Annotated in this window: 17 protein-coding genes and 1 pseudogene; 7 read left to right on the plus strand and 11 right to left on the minus strand. The window is 54.8% G+C overall.

Going from position 1 to position 19,401, the window contains the following annotated elements; genetic code table 11:
* Positions 1–128 precede the first annotated feature (128 nt).
* Entirely contained in the window at positions 129–1,094 is a 966-nt protein-coding gene (locus tag AC6I7Z_RS21075; RefSeq protein WP_497815915.1) for a bifunctional helix-turn-helix transcriptional regulator/GNAT family N-acetyltransferase, read from the plus strand.
* A gap of 45 nt (positions 1,095–1,139) precedes the next feature.
* Here AC6I7Z_RS21075 and AC6I7Z_RS21080 read toward each other — a convergent pair whose 3' ends face one another.
* Complete coding sequence (locus AC6I7Z_RS21080) at positions 1,140–1,331, minus strand: tautomerase family protein (protein WP_497815747.1); 192 nt, start codon at positions 1,329–1,331, stop codon at positions 1,140–1,142.
* Positions 1,332–1,690: 359 nt separating this feature from the next.
* Between AC6I7Z_RS21080 and AC6I7Z_RS21085 the strand changes: the two genes are divergently transcribed.
* The gene (locus tag AC6I7Z_RS21085; RefSeq protein ID WP_497815748.1) at positions 1,691–2,761 is read left to right on the plus strand and encodes an isocitrate/isopropylmalate dehydrogenase family protein; all 1,071 of its coding nucleotides are present in this window, start codon (positions 1,691–1,693) and stop codon (positions 2,759–2,761) included.
* Between the two features lie 31 nt (positions 2,762–2,792).
* On the plus strand, positions 2,793–5,441 hold the full coding sequence (locus tag AC6I7Z_RS21090) for an aconitate hydratase (RefSeq protein WP_497815749.1): 2,649 nt from the start codon (positions 2,793–2,795) through the stop codon (positions 5,439–5,441).
* A gap of 97 nt (positions 5,442–5,538) precedes the next feature.
* Here AC6I7Z_RS21090 and AC6I7Z_RS21095 read toward each other — a convergent pair whose 3' ends face one another.
* Both AC6I7Z_RS21095 and AC6I7Z_RS21100 read right to left on the minus strand, forming a co-directional pair.
* Complete coding sequence (locus AC6I7Z_RS21095; RefSeq protein WP_497815750.1) at positions 5,539–6,432, minus strand: GntR family transcriptional regulator; 894 nt, start codon at positions 6,430–6,432, stop codon at positions 5,539–5,541.
* A 706-nt stretch (positions 6,433–7,138) separates the two neighbouring features.
* On the minus strand, positions 7,139–7,831 hold the full coding sequence (locus tag AC6I7Z_RS21100; RefSeq protein ID WP_497815751.1) for a hypothetical protein: 693 nt from the start codon (positions 7,829–7,831) through the stop codon (positions 7,139–7,141).
* Between the two features lie 165 nt (positions 7,832–7,996).
* Between AC6I7Z_RS21100 and AC6I7Z_RS21105 the strand changes: the two genes are divergently transcribed.
* The 3 genes from AC6I7Z_RS21105 to AC6I7Z_RS21115 all read left to right on the plus strand — a co-directional run bounded on the left by AC6I7Z_RS21105 (position 7,997) and on the right by AC6I7Z_RS21115 (position 9,263).
* Positions 7,997–8,470 carry a hypothetical protein gene (locus AC6I7Z_RS21105; RefSeq protein ID WP_497815752.1) on the plus strand — a complete coding sequence of 158 codons (474 nt, stop codon included), beginning with the start codon at positions 7,997–7,999 and terminating at the stop codon, positions 8,468–8,470.
* A gap of 157 nt (positions 8,471–8,627) precedes the next feature.
* Positions 8,628–8,798, plus strand: a complete 171-nt coding sequence (locus AC6I7Z_RS21110; protein WP_193390076.1) for a hypothetical protein — start codon at positions 8,628–8,630, stop codon at positions 8,796–8,798.
* A gap of 84 nt (positions 8,799–8,882) precedes the next feature.
* A complete protein-coding gene (locus AC6I7Z_RS21115) occupies positions 8,883–9,263 on the plus strand; it encodes a hypothetical protein (RefSeq protein WP_497815753.1) in 381 nt (126 codons plus the stop codon).
* A gap of 268 nt (positions 9,264–9,531) precedes the next feature.
* On the opposite strand, the gene AC6I7Z_RS21120 is transcribed toward AC6I7Z_RS21115, so the two are convergent.
* From AC6I7Z_RS21120 to AC6I7Z_RS21155, 8 genes and pseudogenes are all read right to left on the minus strand, one after another.
* The gene (locus tag AC6I7Z_RS21120; protein WP_497815754.1) at positions 9,532–10,779 is read right to left on the minus strand and encodes an aromatic amino acid transporter; all 1,248 of its coding nucleotides are present in this window, start codon (positions 10,777–10,779) and stop codon (positions 9,532–9,534) included.
* Between the two features lie 21 nt (positions 10,780–10,800).
* A pseudogene (locus AC6I7Z_RS21125) lies at positions 10,801–12,239 on the minus strand (amidase family protein).
* Positions 12,151–13,851, minus strand: a complete 1,701-nt coding sequence (locus AC6I7Z_RS21130; RefSeq protein ID WP_497815755.1) for an NAD(P)/FAD-dependent oxidoreductase — start codon at positions 13,849–13,851, stop codon at positions 12,151–12,153. The pseudogene AC6I7Z_RS21125 and the gene AC6I7Z_RS21130 overlap by 89 nt, the downstream one beginning before the upstream one ends.
* Positions 13,852–13,859: 8 nt before the next feature.
* The gene (locus AC6I7Z_RS21135) at positions 13,860–14,342 is read right to left on the minus strand and encodes an aromatic-ring-hydroxylating dioxygenase subunit beta (RefSeq protein WP_286867990.1); all 483 of its coding nucleotides are present in this window, start codon (positions 14,340–14,342) and stop codon (positions 13,860–13,862) included.
* Positions 14,332–15,627, minus strand: coding sequence for an aromatic ring-hydroxylating dioxygenase subunit alpha (locus tag AC6I7Z_RS21140; RefSeq protein ID WP_497815756.1), 1,296 nt, complete (start codon positions 15,625–15,627; stop codon positions 14,332–14,334). The genes AC6I7Z_RS21135 and AC6I7Z_RS21140 overlap by 11 nt, the downstream gene beginning before the upstream one ends.
* 8 nt (positions 15,628–15,635) lie before the next feature.
* Positions 15,636–16,574: a flavin reductase family protein gene (locus AC6I7Z_RS21145; protein ID WP_497815757.1), complete on the minus strand. Its 939-nt coding sequence runs from the start codon at positions 16,572–16,574 to the stop codon at positions 15,636–15,638.
* Complete coding sequence (locus AC6I7Z_RS21150; protein ID WP_497815758.1) at positions 16,571–16,978, minus strand: hypothetical protein; 408 nt, start codon at positions 16,976–16,978, stop codon at positions 16,571–16,573. Before AC6I7Z_RS21150 ends, AC6I7Z_RS21145 begins: the two co-directional genes overlap by 4 nt.
* Positions 16,957–18,324, minus strand: a complete 1,368-nt coding sequence (locus tag AC6I7Z_RS21155) for an MFS transporter (RefSeq protein ID WP_497815759.1) — start codon at positions 18,322–18,324, stop codon at positions 16,957–16,959. Before AC6I7Z_RS21155 ends, AC6I7Z_RS21150 begins: the two co-directional genes overlap by 22 nt.
* A 90-nt stretch (positions 18,325–18,414) precedes the next feature.
* Here AC6I7Z_RS21155 and AC6I7Z_RS21160 point away from each other — a divergent pair, with 90 nt between their 5' ends.
* Positions 18,415–19,302, plus strand: a complete 888-nt coding sequence (locus tag AC6I7Z_RS21160) for a LysR family transcriptional regulator (protein ID WP_497815760.1) — start codon at positions 18,415–18,417, stop codon at positions 19,300–19,302.
* The last annotated feature ends 99 nt before the right edge of the window (positions 19,303–19,401 follow it).

Below are 19,401 nucleotides of genomic sequence, written 5' to 3' on the forward strand. Positions count from 1 at the left end.
TCCTTGCATCTGTCATTGGGTACAGAATCATGAAAGTAAAACAGCGTTTCATTTATAGCGTGAATACAGTGCAATTGACAGCCCTGACGGTTAATGGTTGTATTATGCAACCAACATATTTTTACGGAATGACCCCTGTGCTCACAGAGAGTTTGATAAATGATATCCGCGCCTCTTCACGTCTTATGGTGCGTGAACTGGGCTTTATGAACGCTACGCTCGCCGCTACCGACTGGTCACCCTCTGCGGTGCACAGCCTGCTGGAGATCGCCAGCGGCAACGCCCGCAACGCGGCTCAACTGGTGCGGATACTGGGACTGGAGAAGTCCAGCGTCAGCCGCATGCTATCGAAGCTGCTGGCGGCAGGAGAGATCTGTGAGGTCGCTTCGGTGCAGGATGCGCGCGTGAAGCAGTTGCAGCTGACGCCAAAGGGCGTTGAGACGGTTAATGCGATCCATCATTATGGCGCGATGCGCGTCGCTGACGCGCTCCTGCATCTTCAACCCGAGCAGCAGCAAGAGGTTGCCAGGGGCTTATCCGCTTACGCCCGTGCGCTGGAAAAATGTCGCGGCGGCGAACCCGCAGAACCCTTATCCCGGCTGGAAATTGTGACCGGCTATCGTCCCGGCATGATTGGCCGGATTGCCGAGATGCACGGGCGCTACTACGCCGCACATTATCAGTTCGGACATTTTTTCGAGGCGAAAGTAGCAGCAGGACTTGCCGAGTTTGCGGGCCGTCTGGATCACGAGGATAACCAGATCTGGCTGGCGGTCGATCAGGGCGTTATCGTCGGATCCCTCGCCATTGACGGTCAGGATTTGGGCGACAACCAGGCGCATCTGCGCTGGTTTATCCTGGATGAAAGCGCTCAGGGAAGCGGTATCGGCAACAGGCTGCTGACGGAGGCGATGGCTTTCTGCGATCGGCGCGGCTTTGACGCTACCCAGCTCTGGACGTTTAGCGGACTGAACGCCGCGCGCCGTCTCTATGAGCGCTTCGGCTTTAAGCTGACGAAGGAGTGGCAGGGCGATCAGTGGGGCGCGACCCTGACCGAACAGCAGTTTAGCCGCGACCGCGCTTCAGCGCGCTAGCGGCCTTATATCAGCGAACTAGCGCGCCTTTTTCCTGCGCGCCAGTTATTTCCCACGTTCGCTATAGAGCACGCCGCCGCGCGCTTTATCACTGGCTTTAGTCTCGACGATCGACACCACCACGCGATCGCGCTCTACGCCGAAACTCTCTACCACGGCATCGGTGATCTTTACCATCAGGGTTTTCTTCTGCTCGGCGGAACGGCCTTCTACCGCATACACCACAATCTCAGGCATGCTGTTCTCCTCTTTTTCCATCAATAGCAAACGGGCGCAGCCGTGGCATATACAGCTGCAATTCGGGTGCTGCTTTTGCTTTTATCGCAGGCGAAGCGACTCATACTGCTTTTGATTATGTACATATGCAAAGAAGATCAAAGGCTATTTGCAACATGGATCACGGCCTGTGGTTATTTCAAATCTCCACACCAGAATAACCAGAATATAAACGTGGATTAACAGAGTAGGCTGTTGCACGCCGATAATCCTGAGCGAGAGTGATTTTATTGTGCGATAAATGTGACCGCAATCACTTCGCAATTAGTGCATTTATTGATATAAAAATGCAACAAAAAGCCGCTTCTTGTGGAGCATATATGCGTATTTTGGTTCTGCCTTGTGACGGCATCGGCCCTGAAATCACCTCAGCTACGGTAACCGTGCTGAACGCGCTGGACAAAGTCTACGGCCTGGGTTTTGCGTTTGACTATGAGGATGTCGGCTTTAAAAGCCTGGAGCTACACGGCACCACGCTGCGTCAGGCGTTGCTGGATAAAGCCAAAACCTATGACGGCATTATTCTCGGCACCCAGTCGCACGCCGACTACCCGGCGCCGGAAAAGGGCGGACGCAACGTCTCCGCCGGTTTCCGCATCGGCCTTGACCTCTACGCCAACGTGCGCCCGGCGCGTACCCGCCCGTTCCTGACCTCGAATATGAAAGAGGGCAAGACCATGGATCTGGTGATCATGCGCGAGGCGACCGAAGGCTTCTATCCCGATCGCAATATGTCGCGCGGCTGGGGCGAAGTGATGCCGAGCCCGGACATGGCGCTTTCAACGCGTAAAATTACCCGCCACTGCTCTGAGCGCATCGCGCGCAAGGCGTTTGAGCTGGCGATGCAGCGCCGTAAAAAAGTCACCGCGATCCATAAAGCCAATAGCTTCCATATGACCGACGGCCTCTTCCTCGAAGCGGTGCGCGACGTCGCCAAAGCGTTCCCGGAAGTCGAGCTGGACGATCTGCTGATCGACGCCTCAACCGCGCATCTGGTGCGAAACCCCGAGCGTTTCGACGTGTTGGTCACCACTAACTTCTACGGCGATATCCTCAGCGATCTGGCGAGCGAACTCTCAGGCAGCCTGGGTCTGGCAGGCTCTGTCATGGCCAGCGATACTCACTGCTGCGCGCAAGCGCAGCACGGCTCTGCGCCGGATATCCAGAATCAGGACAAAGCCAACCCGGTGTCGATGATCCTGTCGGCGGCGATGATGCTGGCATGGTATGCGGAAAAGCATACCCAGCCGACCTTGCTGAAAGCGGCGCAGGAGATTAACCGCGCTATCGACGAAGTGCTGGAAAATCCCGAAACGCGCACGCCGGATCTGGGCGGCAGCTGCGGCACCAGGGCGTTTGCAGAGCATGTAGCTGCGGCCATCCGCGCGTAGCCATAACAACATCTGGCTACGGAAGGTTTGTATGACATCGCCCTTATCTCTGGAACGCTCAACGCTGGTCATTGATGGCCGCCCCTTTCAGTTTTTCGATCTGACCCGGCTGCTGCCGCTCGATCGGCTACAGCGCCTGCCGTTCAGCCTGCGCATTCTGCTGGAGAACGTCGCCCTGCGCTCGCCGCAGGCGCTGCCCCATTTTCTGCGCATGCTACAGGGCGAAGAGGCGGCTGGAGAGGTCGCCTTTTATCCCGACCGCCTGATGTTTCACGACACCACCTGCCTGCCAGCGCTGGCGGACTTTGCCGCGATGCGCGATCTCACCGCCGAACTCGGCGGCGATCCGCAGCGCATCAATCCGCATATTCCGGCGGTGCTGACCATCGATCACTCGGTCATCGTCGAACGCTACGCCTCCGCCGACGCGCTGGAGCAGAATCTGCAGTTCGACTTTCGCCGCAACGCTGAGCGCTATCGCTTTATTCGCTGGGCGGAGCAGAGCCTTGATAACTTCCGCGTCATCCCGCCAGGCACCGGCATAATCCACCTGATGAACCTGGAGGCGATCGCGGAGATCGTCACGGTGGACGCGCGCGAAGAGGTGCCGCTGCTGCACGCCGACTGCATGGTGGCGACCGACAGCCATACGCCGATGATTAACGCGCTGGGCATTCTGGGCTGGGGCGTCGGCGGACTGGAAGGGCAGGCGACGCTGGTCGGCGAACCGGTCACGCTGCGCTTTCCGGAGGTGATCGGCATTTCGCTGTCGGGTGCGCTGGCCGCTGACGTCAGCGACAGCGATCTGGCGCTGCATATCACGCGGCTGCTGCGCGAAAAGGGCGTGGTCGGCAAGTTCGTCGAGTTTACCGGCCCGTCGCTGCATCTGCTGCCGCTGGAGTCGCGCGCCACCATCGCCAATATGGCGCCGGAATATGGCGCCACGGTGGTGTTTTTCCCGTGGGACGATCGCAGCGCCGACTATGTGCAGATGACCGGACGCAGCGCAGAGAAGCAGACGATTATTCACGCTTATATGCGAGAGCAGCATCTGTGGCGATCGCCGGAGACGCCGACGCCTGAATTCACCCAGCTTATCGCGCTAGATCTCGGCAGCATCGAACCCTGCATGGCGGGGCCGGTGAATCCGCATCAGCAGATCCCGCTGGGCCTGGCTGCCGAGAGCTTTCGCAACAGCCTGAAGGCCGAAGCGCGTAACCGCCGCTGGCAGCACGCCGCTTATCCGCAGGCAGTTGAGCAGGGCGCTATCGCCATCGCCGCCATTACCAGCTGCACCACCACCGCCAATCCCTGGCTGGTGATCCAGGCGGCGCTGTTCGCGCGCAACGCCGCGCGGCACGGCCTCAAGCCCAAACCCTGGGTGAAAACCTCGTTCTCGCCGGGATCGCGCGCCGTCACCGACTATCTCAGCGCCTGCGGTCTGCTGAGCGAGATGGAGAAGATCGGCTTTGACGTGACCGGCTACGGCTGCATGACCTGCATCGGCAGCTCCGGCGCGCTGCAGCCCGCCATGGAGTCGCTGGTGAACGAGGGGTTGCAGGCGGTCTGCGTGCTGTCGGGCAACCGTAACTTTCCTCGCCGCGTCAATCCCAGCCTGGGCCACGGTTATCTGACTTCCCCGGCGCTGGTGATCGCCTGGGCGCTGGCGGGCCATATTTCCCACGATATGCTGAACGACGCGCTGGGCTACGATGCGCAGCAGCAGCCGATCCGCATGCGTGATTTAATGCCGGCGCGGGAAGAGGTGGAAGAGTGGGTCGCGCGCGCCATGAAGCGGGAGTTTTACGTTAAACGGCGCGAGATTATCTGGCAGGGTACGCCGCACTGGCAGCAGATCGCCGCGCCAGGCAGCATGCACTATCCGTGGGACGTGCGTTCGACCTATCTGCGTCGTCCCGGTTATTTGCAGCGTCTGCCGCGCGATCCCGCTGCGTCGCTTTTGCTGCACGACGCGCGCCCCTTTTTGTGGTTCGGCGACGACGTCACCACCGATCATATTTCGCCCGCTGGCGCAATTCCGCCTACCAGCCTGGCGGGAAAATGGCTGCTGGAACACCATGAGGATCCGCAGGATCTCAATCTCTACTCGACGCGCCGCAGTAATCATGAGGTGATGGTGCGCGGCGCTTTCACCAACAAGGCGCTGGCGAACCGGCTGCTGCCGCCGGAAAAACGCGGCGGCGGCGGGTTCGCCTGGGATGCCGATCACCAGCAGATCCTGCCCGCTTATGAAGCGGCGCAAAGCTGGCTGGCGCGCGGCGTGCCGCTGGTGGTGTTCGCCGGCGAACGCTACGGCGCCGGCTCCAGTCGCGACTGGGCGGCGAAAGCGCAGGCGCTGATGGGCGTTAAGGCGGTCGTGGCGGAGAGCTTTGAGCGCATCCATCGCACCAATCTGATTGGCATGGGGATCCTGCCGCTGCACTACGGCGCGGGCGAGGCGGCGCGTCTGCCGGAAATGGACGGCAGCGAAACGCTGGACTTTATCGGGCTGGAGAATTTACAGCCCGGCAGCACGCCGCTACAGCTGCGTATCAGTCGGGACAGCAGGCTGCTCGGCGAGTTTGCGCTGACGGCGGTGATTGACTCACAGCAGGAGCTTGCTTATCTGCTGCACGGCGGCATCTTGCCCTTTGTTATCCAGCAAACCCTGAAAGGCTGACTATGCGTTACGATCGGAGCTGATAAGAAAGGGTTCTTGAGGTGGGCATTTCAGCTATGCATGGCCTTCTGAGGCACAGCGGTAAGCGGTTTTTGATTCAGGTTTCCGGAATGATGCGGCGCATTTTTTTATTTTCCAGCGCCACCGCCAGATGCTGCTTCATCATATAGGAGGCTTCGATACGCTGCCCCGACTCAATCAGCCCCAGCAGGCGCAGGTGGTCTTTGACTTCGGCGTAATAGCGGCTGCGGTCGTCCATAATGCGGTAGTCCATCAGCATGCGCATGCGGTTGACGTTGCGCAGCGAGATCTCGAAGAAGGGGTTATTAGAGAAGGCGATTACCGTCTCGTGAAAGCGGTAGCCAGCAAGCTGCAGCTGTTTTGGCGAGAGTCGCTCAATGCCGTTGTCGAGCAGCATCTCCAGCTCGCGGCGTATTTCGTCGATCTTCTCCTGCGGCGCGTTAAAGGTCGGTTCCAGAATCGCCATCGGCTCAATCACCATGCGAAAGCTAAAAATATGCTCCAGCGCCGCTTTGGTTTTCGCCACCGGCAAAAAACGCCAGCCGTAACCCTGTTTTCGCTCAACCCAGCCTTCGCTGATGCCGCGCGCCAGCAGCGTCGAGAGCTGGCTTTTGGTCAGGTTGTAGCGCTTCATCAGATAGAGTTCGGTGACTTCCGCGTCGATATTGTCCTGCAGCCAGTCTTCCGCCAGCTGATAATATTCCGGCAGGTCGCTGCCGTCGGCAGGCGCCGCTTCGTCATGCTGCTGTGGCGCATAATCCTCTTTGACAAAAAAGCCGCGGTTGAGCTTTTGCTGCAGAACGCCTTTTTGTTCGAGATAGACCAGCGCCTCGCGTACCGGCGAGCGCGAGACGTCAAAGGTTTCGGCCAGTTTAGGCACGCTCAGGTGCGCGCCCGGTGCAATGTTGCCGGTATCGATCAGGCCAACGATTTTCTGCGAGAGTCGCTCAGTCAGGGCGCTTATTTTCATGTATGGCGTAGCGTTAAGTCATGAATAGCAGAATATTGCATTTAAATAAATTCAAATGCAATGCAGTTGGGCATGTTGAAGGAAGCGGGTTTAACCCGTTAATATCAGGGGCAAAAAGCGGATTGAAATCTGTTTCAGGAAAATAAGTCCGGCGCAACGTCGGATGCTGGCCTGATACCTTTAAGTGCGCATAATCATGATTATGTTAAATAGGATATCACTGATGGCCAAGACGCTGTTTCTCTCTTCCCTCTTCTTTTCTCATCACCTAAACGCCGCCATCTGCCACAGCGCCGTTCGTCATGTCGGCTATCGGACTTAAAAGCGCCGAACGCTGTCGGCGCGTTGAAATAGTGCAAACCGCCTCGGCGCCCTTTACGGCCGACCGTAATAACCATCCCAGTATGTCGCGGTGGCGCTCTCCAGCAATATGCGACTCTGTTGCTACGGCCGGTCGGCACTGTAGACATGCGAAGCCACGCGGCTGAACTGCGCCTCCGGCCTGAATGGCCCTGTCGGGCATTCGCGGAAGTTGAGTTCGTAACTGACGAATCCAACGAAACCGAAGAGATATTATCGATCAATAAAGTCTGATAACTCGCCTCTACAAAAAGGCCGCAATAGCGGCCTTTCCTACCTGTTCCAAATCCCCTCAGGCATCCTTGGCCTTCATCCATCCATACTGAAATATATTATTCCTTATTTTTTATATCACTTTTAAATTTTTTTGATTGAATTCAAGCCCATTAATGTTCTCCATGCGAAAATAAGTAAGGCGGCGTATGATTTTCCCGTTAACGACACTCCAGGTAAAAACGTTCTCGTCATATACTTTTACGATTGCATATTCCTTATTATCCTTCACAAACGTTGTCAACTCGTTGTCGTGAACAGATGATCTGCCCAACGATATAAAAGTAAAAGAGAAAAAGAATAGGGTTGCTGCAATATTGATAATCTGAACACCAAAAGTCGCGATATTACCCTCTTCAAACGAAATAGCTTCTTTTTCAGAATCTAACGGCATCCAATGGCTTAAAGGGATCAAAAGAAGGAGAGCAAAAAATCCAACAAACGGTAGATCTTTGAGCGGAAATTTTAGCATCAGGTATGATGCAACCAAATAAACACCGCTTATTCCTAAATGTGCAGCGGCTTTTTTCTTTTTGTTGCCCTTTGCCCACATAAGTAGCACGATAGAAATCGTAACTATAGGAAATGAAAAGAAAAATATTATCATAATATCATTACTTATTGTAGGTATGCTGAGCGTTATTAGTTCTAGTGGTATATTTAGCTCACTGGCAGCGCCCCTTTCATAAAAGTATACAGCGGCATACAAGGCAGCCGTCATACCTGCCACGGATAATGATTCTCTTTTTAAAAGATAGCTAAACATAGATTTCTCATTTTTCCTTTTTAACGAAAATCATAAAGGGGGCCGGATGCTCCAAGAGGCAGCAGGACGTCAAACCGACCATATCCGTTACGCCAAACTGCACTTAACATTCTGCCGCCTCGTGCCGATAGATATGACTGTCAACTTTAGATAAAGGAAAGGCACATGGCTAATGATACACTGGGCGGCAAGGAACTTCAGGATAAGATTCATGCCGGACTCGAAATCTATACAGGTAAACCCTTCATCGAGCGGTTTGGGCTGTTTATGGGCAAGGCGCAATTGCTGGAGTTTGGCCTGAAAAAAATTCTTGTTTCTCTTCCGGGCTATAGCCTTTCTGAAAAGGAATTAGAAAGACTCACGTTAGGCCGAACGCGCGTTGAGCTTGAGAAGCTGGGGCTGCGCTCGGACTATAATACTTGCCTAAAATCATTCGCGCGTCAGCGCAATACAATGGCGCATGAGTTTCTGGCTAATTATGCCATTACTCAGCAGCTTCTGGACGGCGCAGGGCTGATACATACGTTTGAACGTGAGCTAGTTCATGCCAGCTTCGCCTTGGAACAACTGATCATCCTATTCGACTTTATCAATACCGCCGGTGACGTTACTGCCTGGCTGCAACAGAAAATCCTCTGACGCCATTATGCCGCGCCATTCTTTTTTCCTGATTGGGCAGAACAGCAGTTTCTCCAGTACCGCGCCACTCAATAATCGTAAAACGATTAACGGATGTGTTCTATACTCCTGGAACCAGAAATGATTCTTGGGAGTGCATATTCATGGAGAAACAATTATGCCAAAAGAAAAAGAAATTCAGCGGTTAAAAGCCGAACAAGAATTTTACAGTAACGCCCTTGCTGCTCATGCAACCTCACGTCAGCCCACAGCTTACCAGCAGGCATTGCAGGATGGCCTGTTTGCAAGTTATGAGCGCGTAACAGCATCGCTTGATACTCTACTGTGAGTTGAAAGCACAGCAATATAAAGTAAAAAGAAAAGGCCGCTACCCTTTGCGTATTACAGGAAACTTAACTTAAAAGGCACCACAGTGACTAACAGATTCCTCCAGTGCGTCCTTAAACGCACCTTGTTTATTTTGGCTTTTACCGCGATTTCTACAGCAGCCAACAGCCAGACTACCTGCCGCACGGATTCCTACGGGAAAACCAGTTGCGACAACGGCAAAGATTATCGAACTGATGACCGTGGTGTAACGACCAGCAGCGATGGCACTATTTACCGTCGCGACTCAAACGGCAAAGTTAGCGACAACAAGGGCAATGACTGGCGTACCATTGATGGAGTGACATACGGCAGTAATGGCGACACGACCAGGGTAGACGATCGCGGCTACATCACGACGAGGCACGCAGACGGCACTTACACAACCTGCCGCAAGGATGATCGCGGCGTTACCACTTGCTGGTAGCTTTCAGGAAAGTGTGTAAAACGGGCCTTTCGACGTGAAAACGCGCCCAAATCAGAACTGGTATTTTTTAATAAATTAGCAACATAAAACCGGGCTGTTTCTCGCCCGGATTACCGATTCTTTTGCGGCCTTCGGGGCGTTCCGGCGACGAGTGCCGATCCGCCTGGGCGCGTAACACCCATTATATTAAATGAAGTGCGCACCCGCTTAATTGCGAGCCGCCCCGAGCGCTAATTGCAGCAGGCCCGTCGTTAAAACGCCCTGCGCGCTATCCGCTGAAAACTGGCAACATACCGAGCCAGCTCAGCGTCCACGCCAGAATATTCAACACGCCAAAAGCTATCACTATCGCCGGCGCAAAGGTGCTTAGCGCCCCTGCTTTTTCCTCACTGGCAAAGCGCCTGCGCGCTTTGATATAGAGTAAGGCCGGCACAATCACCGCCCAGAGCGTGGCGAACAGCCCGGCGAAGCCGATAGCGGCGAGAAAGCCGTCTGGAAACCATAATGAAGCGCTCAGCGCGGGCACAAAGGTCAGCAGAGCTACCTTAAAGCGCGCCAGCGGCGTGTCGCCGAGCTTCAGGCGATCGGCGATAAAATCAAACAGGCCAGCCGTTACGCCCAAAAACGAAGCAATCACCGCAAAATGGGAAAACAGCGTCATCATAAAGCTCAGCGCGCCGACATGCAGGCGATCGCGTAAGGCGGCGAGCAGCGCGGCGATATCTCCACCAGCCGCCACCACGGCGGGAAATGCGGCGCGCGGCAGATTGCCCATCGTACCGGTCATCCAGAACAGATAGATAATCAGCGACATCAGGGTGCCGAACACCAGCGCGCGCCTGACCTGCTTCTGCTCGCCGCCATAGTAGCTTATCAGGCCAGTAATATTGCCATGATAGCCAAACGAGGCGAGGCAAAACGGCAGGACGCCGAACGCATAGGGCCAGTAGCCGCCCTCGCCGTTGCCGGCGTCGGCAAGCGTAAGCAGATCGACCTGCGTGAGCAGCCCGCCGAAGAGCGTGACCAGCAGCAGAAGTTTGGCCAGCACGCAGAAGGTCATGATCCTGCTGACCCCTTTTGTGCCCAGCCAGACGACGATGGCGACGCACAGCGTGAGGATTACTTTCGCGCCCGCGGTGGAGACAGGCAGACCGGCGCTGTTAAGCGAATGCTGATAGACCGGCCCGCTGGCTGAAATATAGGCATAGGTCAGGATGCCGAGTACAAACAGGATGCTCAGGCCGTTTAGCGCGGCCCACCGGCGTCCTAACAGCGATCGGGTTAAGGTGTCGTAGCCAGACCCGAGCGGAAAATAGCGGCTCGCCTGCTGAAACAGCAGTCCCGACAGCAGCATACATCCCCAACTTACTAGCAGTATCAGCAGCGACCAGCCGAACCAGGCGCCGGCCATGACTACAGGCAGCGTAAACATACCGGCGCCAACTACCGTCCCGCAGATAATCATCGCGCCCCACCATACTGAAGGCTGACGCTGGGTTAATGCTATTTCTGTCATTACGTATTCCGATAAAAAATATTAAGCCTGCACCAGGCGAGCGACGGCCAGAGCATAACTCATTAGCTGGCGATCCTCGCCTGGCAGACCATCCACAGAAAGGCCGACGGAGAGTTCGCCTGCTCTTCCAACCGGCAAAGTCAGACTGGGCGCGCCTGCACTGCTTGCGATATCCGTATTGCGAACCAGTTTTTCAAAAACAGCCGGATCGTGCGCGTCTGTCAGGCGCGGCACTGCGCAGCTCACGGTTGGGTAAAGTAAAACATCAAGCTGATGTTCAGAAAACATCTCTTGCCAGGCGGTGCGCACATCACCTGTCGTACAAAGGCCTGCCAGATAGTCATCCCAGGAAACGCTGCACTGCTGCAGCTGCCGTTGAAGAAGATTACATACCTGGTCATCGCTCAGCTGTTCCAGAATGGAGTGAAATCGCCATTCGAGCCCTTCAGCCAGCAGAAATCGAGGGAAATCGATAAAAAACTCATAAAACGGAACGGCAAACTGAACTGACGCATTGAGTTCACCAAGATGGCTGTCATCAAGTCTGATGACCTCCACGCCCTGAGCCTCAAGCCTGGCGACTGCCTCCCGGCATCGCTTCTCTACCGATATATCCAGTTCCTGCCACAGAAAGCGCTCAGGAATCCCCACGCGGCGCGGCATAACTGGCTCAACCGGTTTTTCACCCATGAGGGCGGCGTCGAGCAGCACGATATCGGAAACGCCGGGCGCAATAAAGCCTGGCGTATCCCGAGTGTGGGAAACCGGCACGATGCCGACAGATGCGTAGCGTCCGGTGGTCGGACGGAACCCTGACAGACCGCACAGCGAGGCCGGAATACGCACCGATCCCCCGGTGTCGGTCCCGACGGCAAAAGCGCTGGCGCCGGCAGCAACGGCAGCCGCGCACCCCCCGCTGCTTCCGCCAGCAAGATGTCCGGGATGAACGGGATTGCCTACCGTGCCCCAGGTGCCGTTACATGAGGTCACGCCAAACGATAATTCATGCATATTATTTTGCCGCACAGCACTGCGCCCTGCTCGATTAAGCGTGCAACAACGGGGGCGTCTTTTTCAGGAAGGAAATCGGCCAGTCCCGGCGTACCTGCTGTCGTCGCGAATCCGCGAGCGTTGATGTTGTCTTTACAGGAAAAAGGCAGTCCAAAAAGAGGCGCGCGGGTGCTCTCTGCAGGTACCGCGTCACCGTTCAAACGCTGCGGATCATAAGCAATAAAAGCATTAAGCGACAGCGTTTCACGGTAGCGTTCCAGTCGGTACAGATGATTCTCTTTTAATCCAGTCGGGTGACGATTCGAGGCCACCTCAGCGGCCAAAGAGCCAGGTTGTTTAGTCAGCATGAACGTGTCGCTCTCAGTAGTGAAAATGGCGCGCCATGGCGTGCAGCGGATTATAAGGTAGCAACGAACCACCCAGACTAGAGATAGCGGCGCACGCGGCATTGATCCCCGTCTGTACGGCCCCTTCCGCCCACCCTCCGGTAAAGGAGCAGCTGCATCCTGCGAGGTATATTCCTCTGTCGGTTTCAGGTTTGACGGCGCTCTGGAACTGGAAAAAAAGCGCTTCTGAGTAACGGTCGTCGCCCGGATAGTTCAGCTTGAACGCCCCCATCGAGAGAGGATTGGTCAGCCAGTCATACTCCAGAATAAATTTTGGATCGTTATTCATTGGAACAAGGTGGCGGGCGAAGTCTGGCGCGGTCTGGCTGAGCTCCTCGACAAGCCTTGCCAGACGAGTCTCTTTATCCTTCAGCGTAACCAGCTTGTGCGAATCATCTTCCCACGTATAGCTGATGAGCACGACGCCGTGTCCGTCGGGATCGCCTGGCTGATAGTCAAGGCAGTAGACCCCTTTCGCGAGCGTATCTGTCAGGATGGTGTGCGGCAGTTTCTCTTTTAGCCAAAACTTGTCCCGGGTAAGCAAGAAAAGCTTCGACGAACCGATAAGATGCGTCTCATTTATCGCTCGCGAGACCTCTGGCGAGAGCCACTGCGGACGCTGAGAGAGCTTTAAAGCGATCTGCATCGCGCGCGTCGATACCGTAACAATGACGCGGTCAAACAGCGTAGCACCCCCCTCGGCGGTCACAACGTCGAACAGCTTATCGTCACGTTCTACGATAGCCGTGACTTTTTGATAGCGGATGCGGTCCGACAGCGGCTGTCCGTCAATATGCTCTTCGCCCATGCGATGAGTGAGCGTAGCAATCCCTGCCGGCACCAGCCGCTGATCCTCTTCCAGACCATTGACAACCAGCCGCATGATCTCAATAAAAGAAGCGCGGAAAACGGGCTGAAAACCACCGGAGCCGATGCCAAGCGAGCCAAACAGGGCAAAATCGGTGGGTTTAAGCCAGGCCTCCCCGCCGGGCGGATTTTTGCCGGTGAAAATGCGAACCAGAGCCGAGTAAAAACAGCTGTCGCCAAAGAGATCCAGATAACATTGCCACGCCTCTTTTGCGTCTGCGAGCCTTCCCTCTTTCAGCGCCTGCGTAATGGCGGCGGGCGCAACCAGCACCTTGCCGTTATCCAGGGTCAGACCCTCTTTTATAAACGACCGCCATCCTTTATCGACTTTCTGAAACAGCGCGGGCGGCGGCGCGCCAGCGCGCCAGGCAAATGCCTCTCCCTGATAGTGGATTTCGGTATCGACAATGCCAGGGTCTGGAAAAGCGGATGCGGTACTAATATCGAAATGGTTTAAATAGTGAAACAGCCCGACTTCCGTGGGAGGAAAGCGCATAGCCCCCATTTCGGCAATATAGTGCGGCATGGAAGGATCAAAGCGCTGGCTGAGCAGTCGACCGCCATAGCCGCCCTGCTCAGCCTCAAACAGCGTCACGTGGCGTATTCCCGCCCGAAGCAATTCACGCGCGGCGATCAACCCGCTTAAGCCGGCGCCAATAATAGCGACGCGAGGCGCGCTTTCGCTCTCTGGACACTGGCCGATGCCTCCCTGCGACTGCGCTCGCGCAAGAAAATCACCGTAATCAAATAGCGTATCAATATAGGGGAAAGCATGCGCCGCCCCGTTTTCATGTGATGGAGATGTCATAGGTGTTCTCAGATGATCAACTGGAGGCTGTCGAGAGGACGTTCAAGATTAAGCAAAATCGTTTTGCGCGCAGCGATTAGCCATTGCCCTTCCACCAGACGAAACGCATGCTCAATGCGGGCAGCGTAATGCCACTCTTGCTCGCCGCGGCTTTCGCTGTAGATGACCTGAGTAGCGGCCGCAGCCTTTGGCTCGCCTTCGCGCCAGGCAATCACCGGCCGCTGTAAAAGGTGCTGACTGCGGCTCTTTGGCTGTTGAGAAAAATTACGCGCGTTGCGCAGGCGATTAACGCGTAGTTGCGTGACAAAACGATCCTCATAAAGCAGCGAAGACTCGGTTAAAGGATCAGGCTGACCATGACGCAGCGGCATCCACCAGGTGTAATCCTCAGAGAGAAGCGCCATCCAGGCATCATAATTTTGCTCGTCCAGCAGTTCGGCTTCGTTATAGATCAGGTCGGTCAGCAGCTTATAAACATGTTCAGGAGACATGATGTCCCTCCAGCATATGCTGCCACATGGCATAGAAGTTTCTCATTGCAATCTCACTGGTTCCTGAAGTGACGGCCGTGCGGTTCCATTGCTCATCCGCCTGATAAAGACGTGCGATATTGACCCACTCACTGGCCTGGCTTTGCAGCCCCTCGGTCGCGCGTTCATACATCTCTACATCGTCATGCGCCACCATTGAACAGGGGGAATTGATCAGGTTGTTATACTGAACGGTTCGTTCCAGCATCTGTTGCGGTGCGCCAACCAGTTCCAGTATCCAGGATTCGACCAGGGTCTCGGTGGCCGACACGGGACGAATGATGCGAAGGGTTTGTATTGGGCCTTTTACCATCAGGTTGGGGAAGTAGACGGTATTGTGCCGCGTATCATCGAGAATTTGCCGGGCCCGGGTTTCGCCATAGCTTTCAACCATACTTTCCCAGTAACCGGGGATGGCTGAATAATCTTTGTGGATTGAATTACGGGTTCCCGTATGTCCGTGTCCGTTTGGCCAGATGCGAATCCCCATTTCAGCAAAGAAAGCGTGCGACGACATGAACGGAGAAAAGAGTTCCACCGCCATCGGCTGTTCAGCCTGCCGCGCTGACTGCGCCCAGAGATTGACGGCTTCACCTGCTGAGGATTCATGCGCCACCATGGGATGGCAAGTGTCAGTCTGATTGTCCATGACCATTTTCCAGTTGCATCGATGGCGGTGGCGCAGCGGCGCGCCAACGACACGAAGTTGGCCAGCTGGAGAGCGATCGACCATATTGTCCAGAGTAGAAAGCGCCTCGCCGTAAAACGCTTCAAAAGAGAGGCCGTGCTGACTCAGACGCACAAAAATGAAATCGCGATAATTGACGACGTTTTCGACTCGCGCCATGCCCTGGCCTGCTTCACACGCGGACATCACACAGGGATCGTATTCATTTTTCACAGGAATGCTCAGCAGTTCACCTGTCGGCTTAAACGTCCATGCATGGTAAGGACAGCGTAGAAAGCGACCGCAGTTGCCTGAGGATTCGGCTAAAACCTTGACGCCTTTATGCGGGCACCGGTTAAACAAGACGGTGATGTCACCTGCTTTTTGACGAATAGCGACCAGGGGCTGAGCAGCAAGCTCAACGGTAACATAATCCCCCGCAGCGGGGAGTTGACTGGCGTGGCACAGGTAAAGCCAGCTGTGCGCAAAGACAGTTTTTTGCTCCGTGAGAAAAAGCGTCTGATCAAGGTAGGCGGATTTATGGATTTCGCTGCCGCGAAAAAGATTGTTGAGATTCATGGCTTAACTCATAAAGCTAATTTGAGAACGCTTCCTTTAGCTCTGGAAACGCAGGGATAAATTGTCCGGCTGGTTGCCGCTTCCTGCGGCGTCATAATAAAGTCGCGGTGCTCGACTTCTCCCTCAACGACCTCAAGCGCGCAGAGTCCGCATTCCCCCCGTCGGCAATCGTAAAGGGGCTCCAGACCGGCCTCTTCCAGCGCGTCCAGCAGAGACTGACCGCGAGTGACCTGAAACCTTATCCCCGTCTCTGTCGCCTCGACCTCATAACCGTCCGTTTCAGCCTCAGTGGGAAGAGCGTTAAAGATTTCAAATGCAAGATGGCTGCGGGGAAAATCATGGGCATCGCAGTAGTCCAGCACCGCATTCAATAAACGCGCCGGTCCGCAAACGTGAATGCGATCGTTGCGCTGCAGCTTACCCAGCAACGCCTCAATAGTGATGCGTGGGCCTTCTGAGGTGTGCAAACGAAATCTCTCTTGCGTCAGACTTTCCAGGCGATCCCAGTAAGCCGCATGGGATCGAGAAGAGGCAAAGTAATGGCATTCAGGCTGGCGCCCGGCGGCGACCAGACGCGTGACGATCCCCGTCAGGGGCGTTATCCCAATCCCCCCGGCGATAACGATATCTCTTCCATCCAACGGCGCGGATAGCTGCGGGAAATGATTGAACGGCCCCTCCAGAGTGACGATGTCCCCCTCCGCCAGACCTGACAGATAGCCGCTGCTCAACGAGTCCGGCGAGAGTCGCACAGCAAACGTCAGCGCGGTCGCGGGCAGTTCCAGCATGACGCAGGAATAACACCGCGCGCCGATCGCGTCAGGCATTTGCCAGCGGTAGTGCGCTCCCGGCGTGAGCAAAGCCAGCTCATTGTTATCCGCGTCGAGAGTGAATTCCCGAACGGCTTCGCCCAGAGAACGAATAGTCGTGATGACAAAACGCTTCATAATGATTCCGCTACCGCCGTTTCTTGCAGGTAGCGCCAGCGAGGCCGGCCTGACTCAAACTCAATAATGGCGATCGACCAGCGGACATGCGCGGCGCCATTTTCATAATGCGTTTCGCGATAGCGACAGGTTACCGACGTTTCCGACTGGTCGAGCGTTTCGCAGGCGTCCGTCTCAATACGCAGGTCTGGCCGTATTCCTGTGTTGTTACGGAACAGGCTTTCCACTTCGGATAAGCCGACAGGCTGTCCCTTCATAGTAACCATGCTGAAAGCGTCGCTGAAGCTGGCGAGCAGCCGATCAAGGGCTGAGGGATACCCAGCGCGCCCGGTAAATACCTCTTCAATCCACTGATGCAGTTCAGTCACGCTGTAATGGGCGATTAACTCTCTTTCCGATCGCATAAGACCTCCGATTTTTGGGTAAGATTGATGAGCCCGAGCAGAGGAAGTAACCCTAGCCCGGCGGCAATAAGAAACGCGGAATGGTAAGCTGACGTCATCGTTGTGGACTTCTGCAAAATATTGAATAACAGGGTAAAAACCGCTGCGCCTGTGCTGAAAGAAATTTGCCGGTTCAGATTCCAGATAGTGCTGGCGCGTGCAAGGCGATCCCCTTCAAAATCCATCATCGCGGTGGTCTGTGCGGTATTGGCCGCTATACCGCCGCCGGTTCCCATGAGCAGATAAGCGCCAACAAGAAACAGAAGATCGTGTGACGCCTCGGTGACCGACAGCATCGCAATACCGGCGGCGTGAAGCAGTAGACCAGCAAGAAAAAGGGGTGCGGCGCCGGTGCGGTTATACAAACGGCCGCAAAGCGTCATCGCGCAGAACGATCCGCCGGCGTAGAGCACCATCAGCAGACCCGTTTCGCTCGCTGTCCAGCCCAGCACCTCCTGCACGAAAAAAATATTAAGCAGATTGACCCCGGTAAAGATGCCCGGCACCGCGTAATAAACGATGACCGAAAAACGCATATGCGCGTTTCCAAGCACGCTTAAATCCAGCACAGGGTTAGCCTGGCGGCGGTAGTGCAGCACATAAGCAAAAGCCAGCGTTATGCCCGCCAGAACCAGCCCCAAAGGCAAGCTCTGGTGAGCAGAATCAGCATATAAGGACATGCCTGACAGCAGAGCCGTCAGCGCCAGACTGATAATGATCAGGCCGATGATATCGGGCCGTGGCGCCACGCTTTTTTCAGATTTGATCCACAGCAGCGCCAGCGCAGCAGTCACGAGGCTAAAAGGAATATTGCAGAGAAAGACCCAGCGCCAGGAGAAATGGTCGACAATTGCCCCGCCAGCAGCCGGTGAAATGGCTGGAGCGATAAGGGCGACAGCCATCACCAGCGTAGAAATTTTGGCTCTTTCATCCTTTTTAAACAGGCCAAAGGTTAACGCCTGCCCTACGGGAATCAGTAAGCCTCCGCCTACACCCTGGATAAAGCGGAATAACACCAGGCTGCCAAAGTGGTCGGCAAATCCAGAGAGCAGTGCGCCAGCAGAGAATATCAGCATTGAAGCTGTCATCGTCAGACGCGCGCCAAAGCGGCTGGCAAGCCAGTGGCTAAGCGGAATAATAAGTGTTAAACCAAGAATATAGCTATTAGCCACCCAGGCAACGCTGGAAGCTGAGACCTGTAACTCGCGCGATATGTCAGGCAAGGCGATAGCCGACATAAATATATTGATACAGTCGATAAAAAAACCAGCAAGAAAAACACAAGCAATGCGATAGCGATACGTCATTGTGACCTCCGACGCGGAGTCTAAGGCGGCTTGACGTTGAGATTCGATTAAATTAAATTAAACGCGGTGTTTACTTAAAATTAACAGTTAATGTTTAACCATTTAAACCGAATCCAGACATTTATCGCGGTGGTCGACTGCGGTTCCTTTACGCGCGCGGCAGAACGTCTCTTTATCAGCAAAGCCATGGCGAGCATTCATGTCAAATCGCTCGAAGAAGCGCTTAAAGTTCAGCTGTTAATTCGCAACTCTCGCGGTATTATCCTGACTGAAGCGGGCGAAGCGCTATACAGAGATTTCTGCGAAATCTTCATTAACATCCAGAGCTCACTGGAAAATGTATCTGACAGCCATCGGTCGCTCTCTGGCGCGTTAAATATTACTTCAACCACGGAGTTCGGCGAACAATATATCATTCCGCTGACTGGGGAGTTCTGCCAGCTACACCCTAACCTGGGTATTAATTTTTACGCAGACTCATCTCTGAATGATTTAGTTTCCGATCGCCTTGATTTAGCTATTCGCCTTGGCACACTACGTGATTCGGAATTAAAAAGTCGAAAGTTAGCCAGCTATGATATTTTGCTGGTCGCCTCGCCTGAATGGCTGGAAAATAATCCATTACGCTCCATCAAGGATTTAAACACCGCACCCTGGATTGCTAACAGTAATTTACAGACGCCGACGCAGTGGACGCTGTGTCATAAAGACGGAACGTCCACAGAAATACGCGCCATAGCGAAATACCACTCCAACTCGTCAACCGCCATTAAATCAATGGCTATCGCCGGTCTTGGCGTTGCCATTCTTCCTGAATGGATGGTTCGCCAGGAGCGTGAAGCAGGCAAGCTGATTCAGCTTTTTGCGGACTACGCCTTACCGACTCAAGATATTACGATAGTCTATGCAGGCGACCATCGCATTCGTCTTAAATGCCGAATTTTTATCGACTTTTTAATAAAAAAAATCAAAATATAATCCCCTGAGCGCCTGAAATCAGTCCCTGCAAGAAAAGTCGCATTGACGCTTGACGCGCTCCGACGGGCAAAATTAGGATATGATCGTTTCCTAATTTCA

This window comes from Pantoea sp. X-Soil-MYKO-1289 (assembly GCF_059730625.1).